This window comes from Pseudoneobacillus rhizosphaerae, assembly GCF_917563885.1.
GTDB lineage: Bacteria > Bacillota > Bacilli > Bacillales > Cytobacillaceae > Pseudoneobacillus > Pseudoneobacillus rhizosphaerae.
In genome coordinates this window covers 231678-248821 of sequence record NZ_CAKJTG010000003.1, presented here as the reverse complement: position 1 = coordinate 248821, position 17144 = coordinate 231678, and the positions used below count along the sequence as shown (strand labels likewise).

The 17144-nt window shown below is 35.2% G+C and carries 19 protein-coding genes and 1 pseudogene; 7 read left to right on the top strand and 13 right to left on the bottom strand.

Annotation, left to right across the window (positions count from 1 at the left end; genetic code table 11):
* Positions 1–193: 193 nt before the first annotated feature.
* The gene (msrA, locus tag LRP83_RS03655) at positions 194–1153 is read right to left on the bottom strand and encodes a peptide-methionine (S)-S-oxide reductase MsrA (protein ID WP_230495311.1); all 960 of its coding nucleotides are present in this window, start codon (positions 1151–1153) and stop codon (positions 194–196) included.
* Positions 1154–1401: 248 nt separating this feature from the next.
* Here msrA and LRP83_RS03650 point away from each other — a divergent pair, with 248 nt between their 5' ends.
* Complete coding sequence (locus tag LRP83_RS03650; protein WP_230495310.1) at positions 1402–1545, top strand: hypothetical protein; 144 nt, start codon at positions 1402–1404, stop codon at positions 1543–1545.
* A 61-nt stretch (positions 1546–1606) separates the two neighbouring features.
* On the opposite strand, the gene LRP83_RS03645 is transcribed toward LRP83_RS03650, so the two are convergent.
* The 4 genes from LRP83_RS03645 to LRP83_RS03630 form a co-directional block, all read right to left on the bottom strand.
* A complete protein-coding gene (locus LRP83_RS03645; protein WP_230495309.1) occupies positions 1607–2329 on the bottom strand; it encodes an amino acid ABC transporter ATP-binding protein in 723 nt (240 codons plus the stop codon).
* On the bottom strand, positions 2322–2981 hold the full coding sequence (locus LRP83_RS03640; RefSeq protein ID WP_230495308.1) for an amino acid ABC transporter permease: 660 nt from the start codon (positions 2979–2981) through the stop codon (positions 2322–2324). Before LRP83_RS03640 ends, LRP83_RS03645 begins: the two co-directional genes overlap by 8 nt.
* A gap of 35 nt (positions 2982–3016) precedes the next feature.
* On the bottom strand, positions 3017–3790 hold the full coding sequence (locus tag LRP83_RS03635; protein WP_230495307.1) for an ABC transporter substrate-binding protein: 774 nt from the start codon (positions 3788–3790) through the stop codon (positions 3017–3019).
* A gap of 217 nt (positions 3791–4007) precedes the next feature.
* Positions 4008–5171, bottom strand: a complete 1164-nt coding sequence (locus LRP83_RS03630) for a M20 family metallopeptidase (RefSeq protein ID WP_230495306.1) — start codon at positions 5169–5171, stop codon at positions 4008–4010.
* Positions 5172–5357: 186 nt separating this feature from the next.
* On the opposite strand from LRP83_RS03630, the gene LRP83_RS03625 reads away from it, so the two are divergent.
* The gene (locus LRP83_RS03625) at positions 5358–6137 is read left to right on the top strand and encodes a CPBP family intramembrane glutamic endopeptidase (RefSeq protein WP_230495305.1); all 780 of its coding nucleotides are present in this window, start codon (positions 5358–5360) and stop codon (positions 6135–6137) included.
* A gap of 130 nt (positions 6138–6267) precedes the next feature.
* Here the strand turns inward: LRP83_RS03625 and LRP83_RS03620 are convergent, their stop codons facing one another.
* Entirely contained in the window at positions 6268–6666 is a 399-nt protein-coding gene (locus tag LRP83_RS03620; RefSeq protein ID WP_230495304.1) for an SET domain-containing protein, read from the bottom strand.
* 430 nt (positions 6667–7096) lie between these two features.
* On the opposite strand from LRP83_RS03620, the gene LRP83_RS03615 reads away from it, so the two are divergent.
* Both LRP83_RS03615 and LRP83_RS03610 read left to right on the top strand, forming a co-directional pair.
* Positions 7097–7531 carry a hypothetical protein gene (locus LRP83_RS03615; protein ID WP_230495303.1) on the top strand — a complete coding sequence of 145 codons (435 nt, stop codon included), beginning with the start codon at positions 7097–7099 and terminating at the stop codon, positions 7529–7531.
* Positions 7519–7806 carry a YxcD family protein gene (locus tag LRP83_RS03610; RefSeq protein WP_230495302.1) on the top strand — a complete coding sequence of 96 codons (288 nt, stop codon included), beginning with the start codon at positions 7519–7521 and terminating at the stop codon, positions 7804–7806. The genes LRP83_RS03615 and LRP83_RS03610 overlap by 13 nt, the downstream gene beginning before the upstream one ends.
* 600 nt (positions 7807–8406) lie before the next feature.
* On the opposite strand, the gene LRP83_RS03605 is transcribed toward LRP83_RS03610, so the two are convergent.
* Positions 8407–8766, bottom strand: a complete 360-nt coding sequence (locus LRP83_RS03605) for a hypothetical protein (protein WP_230495301.1) — start codon at positions 8764–8766, stop codon at positions 8407–8409.
* 237 nt (positions 8767–9003) lie between these two features.
* Here LRP83_RS03605 and LRP83_RS03600 point away from each other — a divergent pair, with 237 nt between their 5' ends.
* The 3 genes from LRP83_RS03600 (at position 9004) to LRP83_RS03590 (ending at position 12509) form a co-directional block, all read left to right on the top strand.
* Entirely contained in the window at positions 9004–10179 is a 1176-nt protein-coding gene (locus LRP83_RS03600) for an LL-diaminopimelate aminotransferase (protein ID WP_230495300.1), read from the top strand.
* A gap of 164 nt (positions 10180–10343) precedes the next feature.
* Positions 10344–10715 carry a response regulator transcription factor gene (locus LRP83_RS03595; protein ID WP_230495299.1) on the top strand — a complete coding sequence of 124 codons (372 nt, stop codon included), beginning with the start codon at positions 10344–10346 and terminating at the stop codon, positions 10713–10715.
* 126 nt (positions 10716–10841) lie between these two features.
* The gene (locus LRP83_RS03590; RefSeq protein WP_230495298.1) at positions 10842–12509 is read left to right on the top strand and encodes a ribonuclease J; all 1668 of its coding nucleotides are present in this window, start codon (positions 10842–10844) and stop codon (positions 12507–12509) included.
* A 62-nt stretch (positions 12510–12571) separates the two neighbouring features.
* On the opposite strand, the gene LRP83_RS03585 is transcribed toward LRP83_RS03590, so the two are convergent.
* The 6 genes and pseudogenes from LRP83_RS03585 to LRP83_RS03560 form a co-directional block, all read right to left on the bottom strand.
* On the bottom strand, positions 12572–13447 hold the full coding sequence (locus tag LRP83_RS03585; RefSeq protein WP_230495297.1) for a hypothetical protein: 876 nt from the start codon (positions 13445–13447) through the stop codon (positions 12572–12574).
* A 17-nt stretch (positions 13448–13464) separates the two neighbouring features.
* Complete coding sequence (locus LRP83_RS03580) at positions 13465–14076, bottom strand: Type 1 glutamine amidotransferase-like domain-containing protein (RefSeq protein ID WP_230495296.1); 612 nt, start codon at positions 14074–14076, stop codon at positions 13465–13467.
* Positions 14077–14255: 179 nt separating this feature from the next.
* Positions 14256–14822 (bottom strand): histidine phosphatase family protein, encoded by a 567-nt coding sequence (locus LRP83_RS03575; protein WP_230495295.1) that lies wholly within the window; start codon positions 14820–14822, stop codon positions 14256–14258.
* 682 nt (positions 14823–15504) lie between these two features.
* Positions 15505–16011 carry a GNAT family N-acetyltransferase gene (locus LRP83_RS03570; RefSeq protein ID WP_230495294.1) on the bottom strand — a complete coding sequence of 169 codons (507 nt, stop codon included), beginning with the start codon at positions 16009–16011 and terminating at the stop codon, positions 15505–15507.
* Between the two features lie 46 nt (positions 16012–16057).
* Positions 16058–16306, bottom strand: a complete 249-nt coding sequence (locus LRP83_RS03565) for a DUF1871 family protein (RefSeq protein WP_230495293.1) — start codon at positions 16304–16306, stop codon at positions 16058–16060.
* A 250-nt stretch (positions 16307–16556) separates the two neighbouring features.
* Positions 16557–16919, bottom strand: a pseudogene (locus LRP83_RS03560) (SDR family oxidoreductase); the annotation flags it as partial.
* Between the last annotated feature and the right edge of the window lie 225 nt (positions 16920–17144).

The window sequence follows — 17144 nt, the reverse complement described above, 5'->3', positions numbered from 1 at the left end:
CACATTCTTTCGTGGTCTTTTGTCCGATAGAGGACTTCTATTGGACTGTTGGCACATTCTTTCGTGGTCTTTTGTCCGATAGAGGCCTTCTATTGGACTGTTGACACATTCTTTCGTGGTCTTTTGTCCGATAGAGGCCTTCTATTGGACTGTGCGCATATTTTTTATTAATTTTTGTCCAATAGAGCCGTTATTAGTATTCAAACAACCCAACAAACTCCCCATATCCTTCTTCAACAAGCTTGTTCTTGGGCACAAATCTAAGGGCGGCTGAATTTATACAATATCGTGCGCGATCAGGACCTGGTCCATCATCAAAAACATGTCCTAGATGGGATTCAGATGTCTTACTCCGAACTTCAATCCTTCTCATTCCATGTGAGGTATCAAACTTTTCCTCTATCTCAAAGCGACGCAATGGCTTCGTAAAGCTTGGCCATCCACAGCCTGCATCATATTTATCCTTCGAACTAAACAATGGCTCCCCTGAAATAATATCAACATAGATACCATCTTCGGTATGATTCCAAAATTCGTTTCTGAATGGTGGCTCTGTCGCATTGTTTCTTGTTACTTCATATTGGATTGGCGTAAGTTCCTTTCGCAGCTGCTCATCGTTTTTACGATTCTTCCAATTTTCACGGATAAAACGTGTCCGTCCAGAACCTTCCTTATAAAGATTGTAGTGGAAGGGGTTCTTTTTATAGTACTGCTGATGCTTTTCCTCTGCTTGGTAAAAGGGACTTGCAGGTAAGATTTCCGTTACAATCGGCTGTTGAAATCGTCCACTATTTTCAAGTTCGCTTTTTGAGGCTTCTGCCTGTTCCCTTTGCACCTCACTATGATAAAAAATAGCAGTCTTATAAGATGAGCCTCTATCATTGAACTGCCCGCCTGCATCCGTTGGGTCAATTTGCTGCCAAAACAGTTCAAGCAATTTTGTATATGGAAAAACAGCTGGATCAAATGTAATCTGGACAGCTTCGTAGTGACCAGTCGTATTAGAGCATACTTCTTCATAGGTTGGATTTTTAGTATGTCCACCTGTATAACCAGAAACGATATCAATAATTCCAGGCTGTTCATCAAATGGCGAAACCATGCACCAAAAACAGCCTCCAGCAAAAGTTGCCTGTTCAATTCTCTCTGACATTAGATTACATCTCCTCTACTTTGTTTATTACTCCTATTCTAACATTGTCTATCAGAATATAAAAAATAGATGACCTTTAGTGCTAGAAAATAGACTGTTAACTACGATTATGACAACTTTATGAAACCGCTTTTAAAATCCCCAATTATTCGTTTTCCTATGTTACACTATATATGTGAAATGATTCACAAAATAAATTAATAAAATCACTAATAAAAATTTATCCACCCCCTAAGGAGGGAATGCTTGTGTTTAACTTTATCTATTACGAACTTAAAAACTGGTGGTTTGGTGAAACAATTGATCCAATGGAGGAATTTGAGTTAATGGAATCAAAGCACACAAGAGTTCATCATGATGTAGATATATATGAAACGATTCGGATTCATTAATTAATAAATTTAACAAAGAGGCTACTCATTTAGAGAGCCTCTTTTCTTATCCACAATAATTTTATAGAATCTTTTCAAGAAAGTCGCGTGCTCGACTTGTCTTTGGATTGGTAAAAAACTCACTAGGAGCTCCTTCTTCTAATAATGTCCCTTCATCAAGGAACATAATTCGATCTGCTACTTCGCGAGCGAATCTCATTTCATGTGTTACAACGGCCATCGTCATACCTGATTGTGCGAGATCCTTCATTACGTTCAATACTTCTTTCACCATTTCTGGATCAAGTGCAGATGTTGGTTCATCAAACAACATGAGCTTCGGTTCCATCGCAAGCGCACGGGCAATGGCCACACGCTGTTTCTGTCCACCCGAAAGATTGGCTGGGAAAGCTGTTTCTTTTTCAGTTAAGCCGACTTTAGCTAACAGATCTTTTGCCTTAGTTTGTGCCTCATCACGTGAAAGTCCTTTTACCTTCATTGGTGCATACGTTAAGTTATCCAAAACGCTCAGATGTGGGAATAAATAAAAGTGCTGAAAAACCATCCCGATCTCTTGGCGCACTTTCATAATATTTGTTTTAGGATCTGTCATTTCTTGACCTTCAATCCAAATCTTCCCTTTTGTTGGCACTTCTAATAAATTTAGGCAACGGAGAAAGGTTGACTTACCTGATCCTGAAGGTCCGATGATTGAGACGACTTCTCCTGTATCGATAGTAGTCGAAATATTTTTAAGTACTTCGGTTTTCCCGAACTGTTTATAAAGGTTTTCTACTTTAATCACTATATTTCAACTTCCTTTCCACACGTTTCCCAATCAACGTTAACCCCATTACCATAACCCAGTAGATAAGACCAACAAAGATTAATGGTTCAAAATTACGGTACGTATCTGCTCCAACTACTTGGGCACGACGCATGAGGTCTAAATATCCAATCGTCGATACAATCGCAGACTCCTTTGTTAACGTAATAAATTCATTCATTAGTGCAGGTAATATATTTTTAAGTGCTTGAGGAAAGATAAGGTCTTTCATCATCAGACGATAAGGAATTCCAAGTGCTTGAGCAGCTTCTACTTGCCCTTTATCGACCGCTTGAATTCCTGCGCGAATAATTTCCGAAATATAAGCAGATGAATTTAATCCAAAGGCTAAAATAGCTGATAAAAAGGGAGAAATGTCATAGCCTGTTAATTGTGGAATCGCAAAATAGATAATCATAAGTTGTAAAATTAATGGCGTCCCACGGAAAATAGATGTATAAGCATCTGCAAACCAATTTAATGGCTTGATATGTGAAATTTTTAATAGAGCTAAAATCGAACCAAAGACAAAACCAAAAATAATCGCTACAATAACAAATTTTAACGTGACCCATATTCCTTCTAGGATAAAAGGAATATAAGGCACGATTTGGCTAAAATCCAAATTCATGCCTTACACCTCTCTTCTATATTAATTTACGATAATTATTCTTCTGATAACCATTTTTCTTTTAATTCTTCCAGCTTACCGTTCTCTTCCATTTCTTTAAGAACTTTATTCACCTTTTCAATCATGTCACTGCCTTCAGGGAAAGCAACCGCCATTCCTGGTGAGCTTGTAGTTGGATCATCAAATCCAGCTAAATTTTGTTCAGTAATGTATCCTTTAGCTACGGATTTGTCTATATAAGCTACATCAATACGTTTTGTTAAAAGTTCTTGAATCAATGTTGCTGCATTATCTATTGGCTTGATTTCAAAATCAATTGTTTCTTTTATCTTCTTTGCGCCTTCTTCTTGAATCGTTCCTAACTGAACTCCCACTGTTTTTCCTTTAATTGCTTCTAGTGTAGTGATATCAGAATCCTTTAGAGTGATAAACATTTCACCTGAATGATTGTATGGTGTTGAAAAATCAACGTTTTTATCACGCTTTTCAGTCGCCGACATACCTGCAAGAACCATATCTACACGATCTGTTTGTAAGGCTCCGATTAAACCATCGAACTTCATATCTTCAACTTCAAGTTTATAACCTAATTCTTCTGCAATGTAATTAGCTAAATCGATGTCAAATCCTTCGATCTCTCCTGCTGGGTTTCTTGATTCAAACGGTGCGAAATCTGCTGAAGTACCCATTGTTAATACTTTCTTATCTGATTCTTTTCCACCAGTTGTTTCATCTGTTTGACTTTGTCCACATGCAGTCATTAATCCTAAAGATAAGATAAGTGTCGATAATAATTTTGTCTTTTTCATGTTGGTTCCCCCTATGAATATATATGAATAATAATTAATGTATTTGAATGTTTATTCAACAAAATGAATCTTAACACATCCTTAACATTCTGAAAAGGTGTTGATTAAATATAATACTATTCTGACAATTTGTTATCATTAAATAATATCTAATGTAATATTTTTCAATCAAAAAAAGAACCACTTAGCGAAAGTGATCCTTTTATACTCCATTTTACTATTTGTTATTTTGATAAAATTCATTCTTCATTTTTTCCAATACTTCTTGATTAGTAATCAAATCCAGGCCTGTAGATGCCAGTGCGAGTGCACCTTTGGACAGAATTTGATGCGAATTTTCGGTTATGGTTAAGTCAGCAAATTCCTTCGTATGAGCAATCAAACCAGGCGAATCCAAACCTATATAAGGATGAATGGCAGGGACAACTTGGCTTACATTCCCCATATCAATGGAGCCGTACGTCTGCTTTGCTATTTTCACTTCCTTCACACCTGATGCTAAGAGGTTGTTTGTGAATAGCTGTGATAGTGTTTGATTGGTAATCATATTGTCATAGCTTAGTTCATAATTGCTAGTATGAAGCTCTGCTCCCGTCATTAATGCTGCCCCTTGAGCGATATTTTTCACCTTTTCAACGACCTCGTTTAAATAGCTACGGTCTTTTGCACGGACGTAAAACTGAGCAACGGCTTTATCAGGTACAATATTGGCAGCCACTCCGCCTTCTTTAATAATCCCGTGAATTCTTACATCTGAAGTCACATGTTGACGAAGGGCATTAATTCCATTAAATAATTGCAGCACGGCATCCAGTGCATTGATTCCTTTTTCTGGAGAAGCAGCCGCATGACTTGTTTGGCCACGGTAATCAAATTGGATCGCATCCATCGCCAATGAATTACCGCTTTCATAGGATTCATCAGCTGGATGTAAAATCATCGCCGCATCAATATCCTCAAAAATCCCTTGCTCTGCCATCGGAACTTTCGCACCATTTGTTTCCTCCGCTGGTGTCCCAAGTACCACAACTCGACCACCAATTTCATCAACTACTTTACTTAAAAGAACTCCAGCACCTGCACTCATTGTGCCAATTAAATTATGACCACAACCATGTCCCACTCCTGGCAATGCATCATATTCTGATAAATAGGCAATCGTTGGCCCTTCTTTTTTACTGTCATAAACTGCTTTAAAAGCTGTGGGTCTGTCAACGATTCCTTTTTCAATCGTAAATTGATGTTCCTGAAGAAATTCTACTAAACGTTCCATAGATTCAAATTCTTGATCACCTAACTCTGGATTGTGATACAAGTGATCACTAATCTCCCAAAGTCTATTTTGAACTGTTTCTAAATGTATTTTTAGTTGATTTTTCATGTTCAATGCTCCCCCTGATATATTAAATAAGTTTGTAGAATAAAACTTACAATTTAATAAATAAATATACAGAAATATTCCGATTTGGGCAATATGCGATTTTTTCTTTTTCAAAAATCTAATATAGGGTAAAATTAACTACATTACCAGTATTTAGAACTGAGGTGTTTTCATATTAAAATTTTTTTGAAAGCTATTATTGGATTTATTGTTTTAGATTTGTACTTTGCCATTGGGACTAGCCTATTAGGAAATCCTTTTTTGCAATTTGGAGCAACTCTTGTTTTCTTCCCTCTAGCCTATTTTATTGCAAAATGGGTTGGTTTAGATGGGTTAAGGGGAATGGGACTATTATTTCACCATGGCTGGAAGAAGAACTTTTTTTATAGTTTTTTAATTGGATTTAGTTTTTGGATGTTGTGGTATGGAATCGAGTTTCAAACTGGCCAATTAGAATATGTAGGTATGAAACCACCTGCAGAATTGTTCATGCCCATCATCGAGGTTTTCGTTGGCTTTTTTGTAGGGTCATTGATTAATGATTTAATTATCAGAGGCTATGTGTTGAATCTATTAATAGGAAGGATTCACATTTTTTGGATTTTCACCATCAGTATTGTGCTGTATGCACTTGATGATTACTGGTACGCTGGATTGAGCATTCATAATATCTTTTTTTCGATTCTATTGGGGCTTTCTTTAACCTATGCCATTTATAAAACGGGCTCGATTTGGGCAGACACTGGCATTCATTATGGTTTAAATATTGCCTATGGGCTTTTTTATGGGCTTGTTGGTAAAGCTGGAGGAGGCATTTTTATCATAAAGGAAACTGGCCAGCATTCTACCCTATCCACCCTTTTATCATTTGTCATTCCAGCAATTATGTTTATTTTTGTTCTATGGTTTATGAAATTTTACACTAATACGAAGAAACCAAATATGGAAGTACCTTTTTCAGCTTAAATCTAAATAAACCCCATTATCATCTGTGAGCACAGATAATAATGGGGCTGTCCAATATTTTTATCAACATATACTTATTGATTAACTTGATTGGCAAGTCCAGAATTTGCACACGACTATCGAAACTGTTTCACTCAATTACATCAAACCATACAGGAGAATTATCCCTGGGATCACCATTGTAATTTACGACGATTTCATCCCCCGCTGCAATAAATTTTCTAGCATAAAAATCAATCGATTGGTTCTCTATATTCGTATAATACCTAGCATTTGGATTGTATGAGTGATTGAATAGCGAGCCAGTTCCTAGCGCTAGGGCTTTATCCTCTCCCCAACGAAAAACGTAATTATTTAAAATGCTCCCCCTCATTTGATACCACTCGTCATTGGGAATGACAATAACGGATGCGACCTCAATTAATTCGCCTCTCCTGATATTACGTGTTGCAAATATTCCTCTACCATATTTCTCTGTATTACCTACACTGATAGGCTCCAACGTTTTTCCTCCCTTACCTTCTGTCAAGGGTCATACCTTCTGTTTACGTTACATTGATTTTCTAAGATATTTTCGTTTGCATTATCTATCATATGTACAAGCTTTTTTATTTGCTCTAGGTTTATTGACTAACAGAACAAAATTATAGTAAAATATAAATACAATCGCACAGTAAATACTGTGGATATAGTTTAATACTCCAAAGGGGAGTAGCTAACAGTTATGTCGTCATTACGTGATGGATCCATCACCGGCCTAACTGGCAACATTACGTTGTTTGCGAGACCTTTGCCATATTGGTGAAGGGATAACTTTAATTATTAACAAACCTTCACTCATTCTACGGTGAAGGTTTTTTTATTTGAACTTTCAAGGAGGTTTTTGGTAATCTAGAATTTAAGTTTTTTAGATCAAAACAATATTTATCAAAAAATAAAACATCTATGGGGGAAATAAAATGAAAAAAATATTCGCTGCTTTACTTGTAACAACACTACTCTTTTCACCAGTCGGAAATATGGTTTTCCAAGATCATACTACTACAGTTGAGGCAAAAGGATATAAATCTGGTAAAAAAAGCTTTAACAACAATAATAACACTAGCACGAACAACAATTCCTTTTTCCAAAATAAGAAGAAGGATACTACTACTAAATCTACGGCTACACCTACAGCTAAGAAGAAGAGTAGTGGTCTTATGAAAGGCTTAATGATTGGTGGTCTTGCTGGGCTACTATTTGGTAGCTTATTTGCCAATATGGGGATGTTAGGATCTATTCTTGGGTTCTTGATTAACGTGATCGCGATTATCGTTTTAATTAATGTGATTCGCAAAATTTACAGCCTGTACAAGAAGAAAAAGCAAAGAGAAGAAACACAATGGAGAAATTAATCATTTCCGAACAAGATATTATTAATGCCATTTGCGTGTATATTTCGCGCAAAAAGCAAGTAACACCTGAAGAGGTTGAAGTTGAACTGATGTATGATGATGACTATGGATTTTCTGCGGAGGCTTATGTTGACGGGCGAAAGCAAGTGTTGATCACGTTAAACATTATTGAGGCGCTTCGTTTATGGCTGGAAGAGTTTCTTCATCGAGACCCTTATGTGGGGATAAACCTGGTGTTGGATGATGAACAAGGAATTATTGCCATTACAAATTAATAGATATAGAAAAACCTCTCCTCTAAATTTATAAACCGTTCCGTTTTGAGGTGCAAATCCTGTAAATGACAATGAAAAAGGCGTGCAATCTGACAACAGATTTGACACGCCTTTTTCATTTATTTTGGGTCTTTGATATAAAAATAAAGAGTGAACCATCAATAAGCGGAGAAATTTCCCTTAATTTCGAAATAGACCTAAAAATAGCGTAAATAGACGAAAAAATTCCGACTATTTACTTAAATACACCAAAAATGGGGCATTTTCCTTGCTTAACCGGAAAACCTCCGCTTATATATACCGAACCTAGCCCTATTCCGAAGTTTAACGGAAAAATCTCCGCTTATTTTTAATCACTGGTTACTAAATTAAGGATAAGAAGCGAAGTAAAAATGGACATCCCAATTGACACTTAATTTTGATTGTACAATATGCTTTTTCCTTTAAATTTCTTTTGATCTTACTTCTCTATAAAAGGTATTCCAAATCCCTATGTGAAAGGGAAATGGCATTCGTCAATTCGTACGCCATTTCTGATGTCAATTTACCCATTTGCACCTCAAAACGGAACGGTTTACTAAATTTAAGGAGAGGTTTTTCTTATCGTGTATGCTTCCATCCAACAAGCAATGCCCACAAACCAATAAATCCATGAAAATAGTAAATCCATTGTTTTGAAAAAAACAAGAGTGTTATTCCTGAGAGTATTCCTAAAAAAAGATAGAGAAATAGTTTAAAGCCGTTCCACTTTTTATATCCTTGTCTAAAGGGATTGTACAATTCTGATGGAACATGAGTGTAGATTAAGCGAAAAAGAAGAATTGCTAGCGTTATTCCTAACAGTACATGTATGGATAGTACGAATGTGTATGATAGCCATGGTATTGCATTGGATGGAAATAAGAGCAAAAGACCTACTGCAGCGGTTGCGATAGCCAGTCGGATTGTTACTTTTTGCATGTTGATCACCTTCCCCTTTTGTATTATCACTATATTAATATTATTAACTTACGAATATTTCGATTTATAATAGTGCTAAAGTAGCATCTACACTAACTCTAGTCAATTACTTTCATCACTTAAATACACAATAATATTTAATGTAAAAAAATAATTAACCACTTTTATCTGAATTATGCTAAAATAGAAAAAATTATTTTTATATAGAATTAGCATGTTTTTGAAAGGGGAATATTCATGTTCTTTGGATCAGATAAAATACAAAAAATGACCTCAAGCATTTTCCAAGAGGTGGCTAACCGAAAACAGGAAGCTAATCTAAAAGGAAAAGATGTAATCGATCTTAGTGTTGGTAGTCCAGATTTTCTACCCCCAGCATTCGTTGTCGATACACTAGTGGACTATGCTAAAGATCCATCGAAATATGGATATACATTAAGGGGCTTGTCAGAATTTAATGAGGCTGTAAGCTATTTTTATCAGCAACGTTATTCGGTGGAGATAAATCCGCAAGACGAGGTTTTGCAATTAATGGGTTCACAGGATGGGCTTGCCCATTTAGCGACGGCGATGATTAACCAAGGCGATTATGTTTTGGTGCCTGACCCAGGATATCCAATTTATGAAGCTAGTGTTACCATTGCTGGTGGAGAAATCTATCCAATGCCATTATTGGCAGAGAATAAATTTCTACCAAAACTAGATGAGATTCCTTTAGATGTTTTACAAAAAACAAAAATGATGATTATTAGTTATCCTGGCAACCCAGTGACCGCCCTTGCGGATAAAAGTTTTTTTGAAGAAGTAGTTCAATTTGCAAAACTGCATAATATTTTGGTTGTTCATGATTTTGCTTATTCGGAATTGATCTTTGATGGGAATCCTAGGATTAGCTTTATGTCAGTTCCAGGTGCTAAAGAGGTTGGAATTGAATTCAATTCGCTTTCGAAAACCTTTAATATGGCTGGCTGTCGTATTGGCTATGTCGTTGGCAATCATCAAGCCATCACCACCCTAGCTTCTTTTAAATCACATATTGATTATGGCATTTTTTATCCGATACAAAAGGCAGCAATTACAGCTCTAACTTCAGACTACTCTTTTCTTCTTGAACAAGTAAAGCAATATGAAAATCGACGGGATGCTTTAATTTCTGGTCTTGAAAAAAGTGGTTGGCAAGTGGCTAAGCCACCAGCAACGATGTTTGTTTGGGCAAAAATCCCGGACGGATGGAAATCTCGTGAGTTTGCGTTTTCCTTAATTGATCATGCTGGTGTTGCCGTTATCCCCGGTGATGCATTTGGCAAACAAGGTGAAGGCTATGTTCGTATCGCCATTGTTCAACCACCAGAACGATTAACCGAAGCAGCTGACCGAATTCAGCAATTTCTGCTAGCGTCTTCTATAAAGTAGTAATCAAAAAAATCCTAGCGCGTTATTCGTTGCTAGGATTTTTTCTTTTGGTGATAGTTACTCCATTTTTACAATATAGCAATAACATCATTTCTACTGTCATAATGTAGTAATTTCACTGTAGTTGCTTTATAATCAAAGAAAAATAGGTTCGGAGGGAAAAGATGGGGAAAAGAATTCTAATTGTAGAAGATGAGATTAGGATCAGCCATTTAATGAAAATGTATTTGGAACGCGAAACATTTCTTGTCGATATTGCTGATAATGGAGTCGACGGATTAGTATTAGCGTTACAAGAAGATTTCGATTTAATCATATTAGATGTTTCCATGCCAGGTAAAGATGGCTTTACGGTTTTAGAAGAATTACGACGCACGAAGAATACACCTGTCATCATGCTATCTGCTAGAGGTGAAGCACATGATCAAAAACGTGGATTTGATTTAGGCGCAACAGAATATATTTTGAAACCCTTTAGTCCTCGAGATGTCATTTTAAAAATAAAAACGATCCTTTTAAGTGAGCAGCCTTGTTAGGTTGCTCTCTTTTTTCAGTTATACGAAAATATATTTCACCCACTTTCGTAAACATAAACAAATAATGATATATCAAAAGGGAATACTAATGATATCTTTTTGTAAGTGGGAGGAAGGAATTTGGGTATGAATGAGAAAACTTTATCCATTTTTGCCTTAGGTGGCATAAATGAAATTGGCAAAAACATGTACGTGATCCAATACTCAGACGATATTTTTATTATTGATTGTGGAGGTAAATTTCCTGATGAAAGTTTGTTAGGAATTGATTTGATTATTCCTGATATCACATACTTAGAAGAGAACCAGGACAAAATTCGAGCGTTACTAGTCACCCATGGTCACGAAGATCATATTGGTGGGATTCCATATTTTTTAAAAAAGTTAAACATACCTATCTATGCAACCAATTTCACATTAGGCTTAATTGAAATAAAACTAGATGAACATCGCCTAAAACGCGATACTGAGCTTATTATTGTTGATTCGAATTCAAAACTTGAATTCGGCAAAGTTCAAGTATCTTTTTTCAAAGTGAGCCATAGTATTCCGGATTGTTTAGGTATTGTTTTTCACACTCCAGAGGGAAATATCGTCCATACAGGAGACTTTAAGTTTGATTTAACACCAGCAAATAACCAATATGCTGATATACATAAAATGGCTCAAATTGGTGAGCAAGGTGTACTACTTTTATTATCCGAAAGTACGAATGCTGAGCGAACAGGGTTAACTCCATCAGAGCGAATGGTAGCTAGCCACATGGAAGAAGCATTTTTAAAAGCTGATGGGAAAATTTTCGTTTCTACCTTTGCTTCCAATGTAAATCGGGTTCAGCAAGTTGTCGATGCGGCCATTAAAACAAATCGTAAGCTTGCCCTGCTTGGACGAAGCATGGTGAATGTCGTATCCGTTGCGTTGGAACGCGGTTATTTGACTGTTCCTGAAGGTATGATCATTGATGCTTTTGAAGTCGATCAAATGTCGCCTGAAAAGGTAGCCATTCTTTGTACAGGAAGCCAAGGTGAGCAAATGGCTGCCCTTTCTCGACTTTCAAGTGGCAATTTCCGTGATGTAGCGATTCATCCTGGAGATACCGTAATAATGGCCGCCTCCCCTATACCTGGTAATGAAAAAGATGTTTCGCGTATCATAGACAACTTATTTCAACTCGGCGCCAAAGTCATTTATGGTTCAGGAAGTACTACTGGAATGCACGTGTCTGGGCATGGTTATCAAGAGGATTTAAAGCTGATGTTGACACTAATGAAACCTACCTACTTTATTCCGATTCATGGTGAATATCGAATGCTACACCACCACCGTTTGCTAGCGGAATCCGTTGGAGTAGAAAAAGGGAATACGTTTATTATTAATAATGGTGATGTTGTCGATATTAAAAATTCAGTTGCTCGTCAAACACGAGAGGTTCCATCAGGAGATACATATGTTGATGGTATGGGTGTCGGAGATGTAGGGGAAATTGTACTTCGAGACCGCAAACAGCTTTCCGAGGATGGGATGCTCGTTATCGTTTTAACGATTAGTAAACGAGAACGAAGAATCATCCAAGGACCCGATACGGTCACTCGTGGATTCGTGTACGTTAAAGATTCAGAAAACCTTCTTAAGGACGTTAATCGCATTGTGAAAAATACGGTCGTTGAATTACAAGAGCAGAATGTCCGCCAGTGGAATGTAATGAAACAAGCGATCAAAAAATCAGTTGGGCAGTATTTATTTACACATACCAAGAGAAGACCGATGATTTTGCCAATTATTATTGAAATTTAATTTACTTGAAAGGATACTGTTTGAAAACGGTATCCTTTGTTTTGCTTGATTTATAAATTTGTTTATGGCAGTGAGGGTAGATACTTTCTCCATTCTTTCCATGCTTCCATATATTCACTTAAGTCATGTGGATGAACTTTAATACAAACTCCAATACGTGTATATAACTGGAAAAGAACTTCATCTACTAGCCTTTCTTCAGTAAAGGAAACATCCACAGTTAACAATGTAAATAATGACAAAAGTGTAGTTAAATTTAAACTGTCTGGAGATGAGCAAAACGCATAAGTAAAATCATAAATCTTTGGACCTATTAGGGGTGAAGGGTCAATTACCCCTCTTAATTGATTGTTCATATAGACAAAATTATGAACACCAGCATCCCCATGAAGATAATACTTCTCTTCTTCATCTGTATGTGTATTCAACTTATTAACCAATAACTCTACTCTTTTATGTTCCTCAGCTGAAAAAAAATCGCCAATGTTTTCCTGGGCATATTCCAAACTACTTTGATTAAAATCCGACCATGTTTTTCTTTGTATTCCGTTTACTCTACCCCAGGAACTGCTTTGATTGACTTTTTGATATATATTAAATAATTGATCAATTAGGATGGTCATCCATTCTATTTTAGAACCCCGATTAAAATGAGTTTCTCCAGAAATATAAGAGTAGACTATAAATTCTTTATTAGAATCAGTATAAAGAACATCTGGCAACAGTTTTACATCTTTATAAGCAAGAAGAAATTCCTCTGTTGAAGTTATTACCTTTGGTTGGTCTATTTTTATAACATATACCGGCATTTTATTAATAAATAGGGTATATAAAATCCCATTTGTTGTACCACTTTTTAATCCCTTTACTTCGATGTCATCTTTTTCAAATAAACCTTGGTGTATAAGGCTATTTATGATTTCCATTATTTTTTCCATATCTTATCCTCTTTAGTTTATTGTATAAGTAAATATCCATCATCCTTGATCCTCACAACAGAGCATTTATTAATACTCTCATATAATTTTAACCTATCTTCAATTGACCTGCCTAAGTGGTCTGGAAATACATCCTCCCTATCATAATGAGGAAAAATTGTTTTATCTGTAAGACCTATCGCAGTTAAGTCCTTCATATTTACATTGTTCATTTGTGGAGTGAAAAAATTTACAATTTCAATGTTCGGTCCAAAAATAACTGCTCCTGCACTCACTCCTACAAAAACAGCATTGTGCTGAGCCATTTTCTTTAAGATTAAGTCAGCTCCACTTTTTCTCAAATGATATAGTAAATAAAACGGATTTCCTCCGTTAATGTAAATCACATCATAATTTTCAAGTAATTCAGGGCTATCATATTCAACATCAGTAAAATCAACTTGGAAAAATCCCATCTTTAATAAATCTTCCTTTGCTTTAATTGCAAACCTATTGTGCTGTTTTTGTTGTGATGCAGTTGTAATTATTGTTGCCCTTTTTTCTCTTATGGGATTTTCAAATAGATGTAAGAATTGTTGTTTGATTAAATCTGTAAAGAAGCCATTAGAAGTTAATAGGATTTTTGCCATAATAATCAACCTCATTTATTCAAGTTACTTTTATATTCAGGGAATAACAGAAGTTCCCTGCAAGAATATTTTTTGTCTTCCATTTAACATGTAGTAAATACGATCAAATCAAAATAAGCGAAAATCAAGTAATCATGAAAAAAATAGCTATAGATTTAAAAACAAGTTCTGTAATAAATTTAAGTTTCCTCTCTTTTCCAGATTCGATTTACTTCTTTTAGTGTCGTTCCATCAAAAGTTAGTTTATAAATATCTGGCATATCAAGTTCTCTCCAAAAATTAAACCCATACTTTTCATCAAAATAATTCATAATTAGAACCATTAAATTACCGTGCGTTCCAATTGCAATGTTATTACCTTCATACTTTTCTAATATTTTTAAAGTTGTTTCAACTCCACGTTTCTGAGCAATAATATTGGACTCTCCACCTTCCCACGAAAATGTAGGTTCTGCCCAAACCTTAGTGATAGCTATATCAAAATTCTCGACAGGACTTTCTGACAATTTCCTTTCCTTAAAACCATTCTCAATTATTACTTCTTTACTAAAAAAATGTGCGGCACCTCCCACTGTTTGAACTGCCCTTTTGTATGGGCTTGAAATGAAATAATCTATATTTTCCTTTTTTAGAATTTGAGTGATTTTTTCTGCGTAAGCCTTCCCTATTTCTGATAGGGGTCTATTTAATTCATCAGGTGTATATGTTGAATGAGCGTGTCTTACGAAATACACGTTAGTTAGCAAATTTGTCCTCTCCTATATCAATCTATTATTGCTATAAATGGATAATTTCAACATCTGCAACCAATTTCCTTCTTTAACTAACAAGTTAACTTTACTCCTTCAATTTAAAAAAAGCCGAAAGTAAACAAGTCAAACTTGCCTATTTTCGGCTTGTTTATTTTAGGAAATTAATGCTTCCTTTAGTTGAAGAATGTCTTTTAGTTTCCAGCTTTCTAAATGAAGCTAATTTTCAATCACTATAATGACTGGGTAACTTTAAAATATTGACATGATAGATAGGTAAATACATATAACTGTACATATAAAAAAGATTAAAGCCAATCTAAAATTTTTCCTGAATTTAATACCGTAAGCACAAAAGAATACAGCCGCTGCTAATTTTGAACTAGCTTGCAAATAAGCATAATCTGAAAAAATGGAATTACTAAAAAAGATGGAAGCAAGAAAAGTTATGGAGATTAGTAACTTGAACCACAATGGTTCACTCAGAAACACTCTAATCATTAATTTTATCCTTTGCATGAGGGGGATAGCTCCCTTCTAAAAAATCTATAGATTTATTTAATCATATGTTGATATTTTTAAAACTATCCAATTAAAAAATTGTTGCTGTCCCAATTCCAGCTTTCAACTTAAACATCCGGATAGTTGAGTTGCATACCTTTACATACTAGTTAAAAATCTATAAGAATAATCTATATTGTATCAATTGATTATTTATTTCTAGGTATTCTTCACAACCAATCCTGCTAACTTCTTTAAATCCTATTCTCTCAATCATTTTTCTTGAACGAAAATTATTTTCATGTGTTTCTGCATCAAAAATTGTAATTCCCATATTCTTTGATGCGTAATTAATCACACAAAGAGTTGCGGTGTAGCCAAGTCCTTTCCCCCAAAGAGTGCTTTCACCAATAGCAATGCCTAATTCAGCAGTATTACCTTTAATATAGGCTAGGTCGGCGTAACCAATTAACTTCTCATTAAATTCTATACCTAACCTAATAAAATCTTCAGATTGATTATTAACACAATGACGCCACCACTTATTTAGTTCATTCTCGTTTCTATTCCGTTCCCATCCATTTGCCAAACAAAAGTTATTATCCCTGCTCCAATTTAATACAAAACTATAATCATCTATCGTTATAGGTCTAATTTTTATGGATCTAACATCAATAATTTCCAACAATTTCCCCCCCAAAAAATAATACTCTCGTTCGTTAAACAAGATGCTAAGTTAACTTATTCCATATCTTCACAGCAGTTTTATAACACTTTTCAATTTTCAATTCTTCCTGAAACCACTTAATAAATACCTTTTGTATTCCATCTGCGAATTCATCAACAGATTCAATATTACTTAAAAGTTGCTCAATATCTTTAATTTCTGGGTCATATTCATCATCAGGGCACCCCATACTAAGTAAGCCTATTGGGTCCCACTCATCAATCACTTCTTTAACAGTAATATATTTATCCATAAATAACCTCACCTTAGTAGTCCATTTTCTATATGGTATTGCTAAATTTTTTAATCAACTATCCTGCATCTTACTCCTAGTAAAGAAAAATTAGCCAAATTTAAACAAGTTTTGCATATTACCTAAAATAATTTTAGGTAAGAAATAATTTCATTAGTCGTTTTTTTAAGTACAATTGTTCATAAACTAATACCTATAATCATATTTAATACAACAAAAAGGCTCCAGGATAAGAGCCTTTTTGTATAGTTTATCTTTTAAATCCACCTTTTGAATGAATAATCTGACCTGTAATCCAATCTGCTTCATCACTCACTAGAAATTTAATCGTTTTTGCAACATCTTTTGGTTCACCTATTCTACCAAAAGGAAACATCGGTTTTAATTGAGTTTTAATTTCCTCTGTCATCCAGCCAGTATCAGTTGGACCTGGATTTATTGCATTCACCGTTATACCTAACGGGGCTAGTTCCGCCGAGAAAGTAATAGTTAAAGCATCAACAGCTCCCTTTGTTGTTGCATATGCTAGTTCACCAGGCATTGGTCCTTGAAACTGACCTGAAGTGATATTAACTATTCTTCCACCCGATTTTTTATCAAACCATTGAGCGTAAGGTCAATAGGAGATATAATTTTCCTACTAAAAAGGTAGATACACAAAAGGCATCCATCCTTTTAAAAAAGGGTTTTTGAAGCCAAAGAACGCAGCCCTTGAATGATTATAGATAGTCTAATAACCCTCATTATGAGAGCAAAAAATAATCTATACAATTTCTAACCATTACAAGTTCATCCACATTAGAATCTTATCCCCTTTCAATATATCTCCACTTTCTTT

Bases quoted from the DNA above. Each gene is read 5' to 3' on its own strand.
- LRP83_RS03580 (WP_230495296.1), bottom strand. From the start codon at position 14,076: ATGGCAAAAATCCTATTAACTTCTAATGGCTTCTTTACAGATTTAATC.
- LRP83_RS03605 (WP_230495301.1), bottom strand. From the start codon at position 8,766: ATGCAAAAAGTAACAATCCGACTGGCTATCGCAACCGCTGCAGTAGGT.
- LRP83_RS03590 (WP_230495298.1), top strand. From the start codon at position 10,842: ATGAATGAGAAAACTTTATCCATTTTTGCCTTAGGTGGCATAAATGAA.
- msrA (WP_230495311.1), bottom strand. From the start codon at position 1,153: ATGTCAGAGAGAATTGAACAGGCAACTTTTGCTGGAGGCTGTTTTTGG.
- LRP83_RS03585 (WP_230495297.1), bottom strand. From the start codon at position 13,447: ATGGAAAAAATAATGGAAATCATAAATAGCCTTATACACCAAGGTTTA.
- LRP83_RS03565 (WP_230495293.1), bottom strand. From the start codon at position 16,306: ATGGATAAATATATTACTGTTAAAGAAGTGATTGATGAGTGGGACCCA.
- LRP83_RS03635 (WP_230495307.1), bottom strand. From the start codon at position 3,790: ATGAAAAAGACAAAATTATTATCGACACTTATCTTATCTTTAGGATTA.
- LRP83_RS03640 (WP_230495308.1), bottom strand. From the start codon at position 2,981: ATGAATTTGGATTTTAGCCAAATCGTGCCTTATATTCCTTTTATCCTA.
- LRP83_RS03615 (WP_230495303.1), top strand. From the start codon at position 7,097: ATGAAAAAAATATTCGCTGCTTTACTTGTAACAACACTACTCTTTTCA.
- LRP83_RS03630 (WP_230495306.1), bottom strand. From the start codon at position 5,171: ATGAAAAATCAACTAAAAATACATTTAGAAACAGTTCAAAATAGACTT.
- LRP83_RS03600 (WP_230495300.1), top strand. From the start codon at position 9,004: ATGTTCTTTGGATCAGATAAAATACAAAAAATGACCTCAAGCATTTTC.
- LRP83_RS03610 (WP_230495302.1), top strand. From the start codon at position 7,519: ATGGAGAAATTAATCATTTCCGAACAAGATATTATTAATGCCATTTGC.
- LRP83_RS03595 (WP_230495299.1), top strand. From the start codon at position 10,344: ATGGGGAAAAGAATTCTAATTGTAGAAGATGAGATTAGGATCAGCCAT.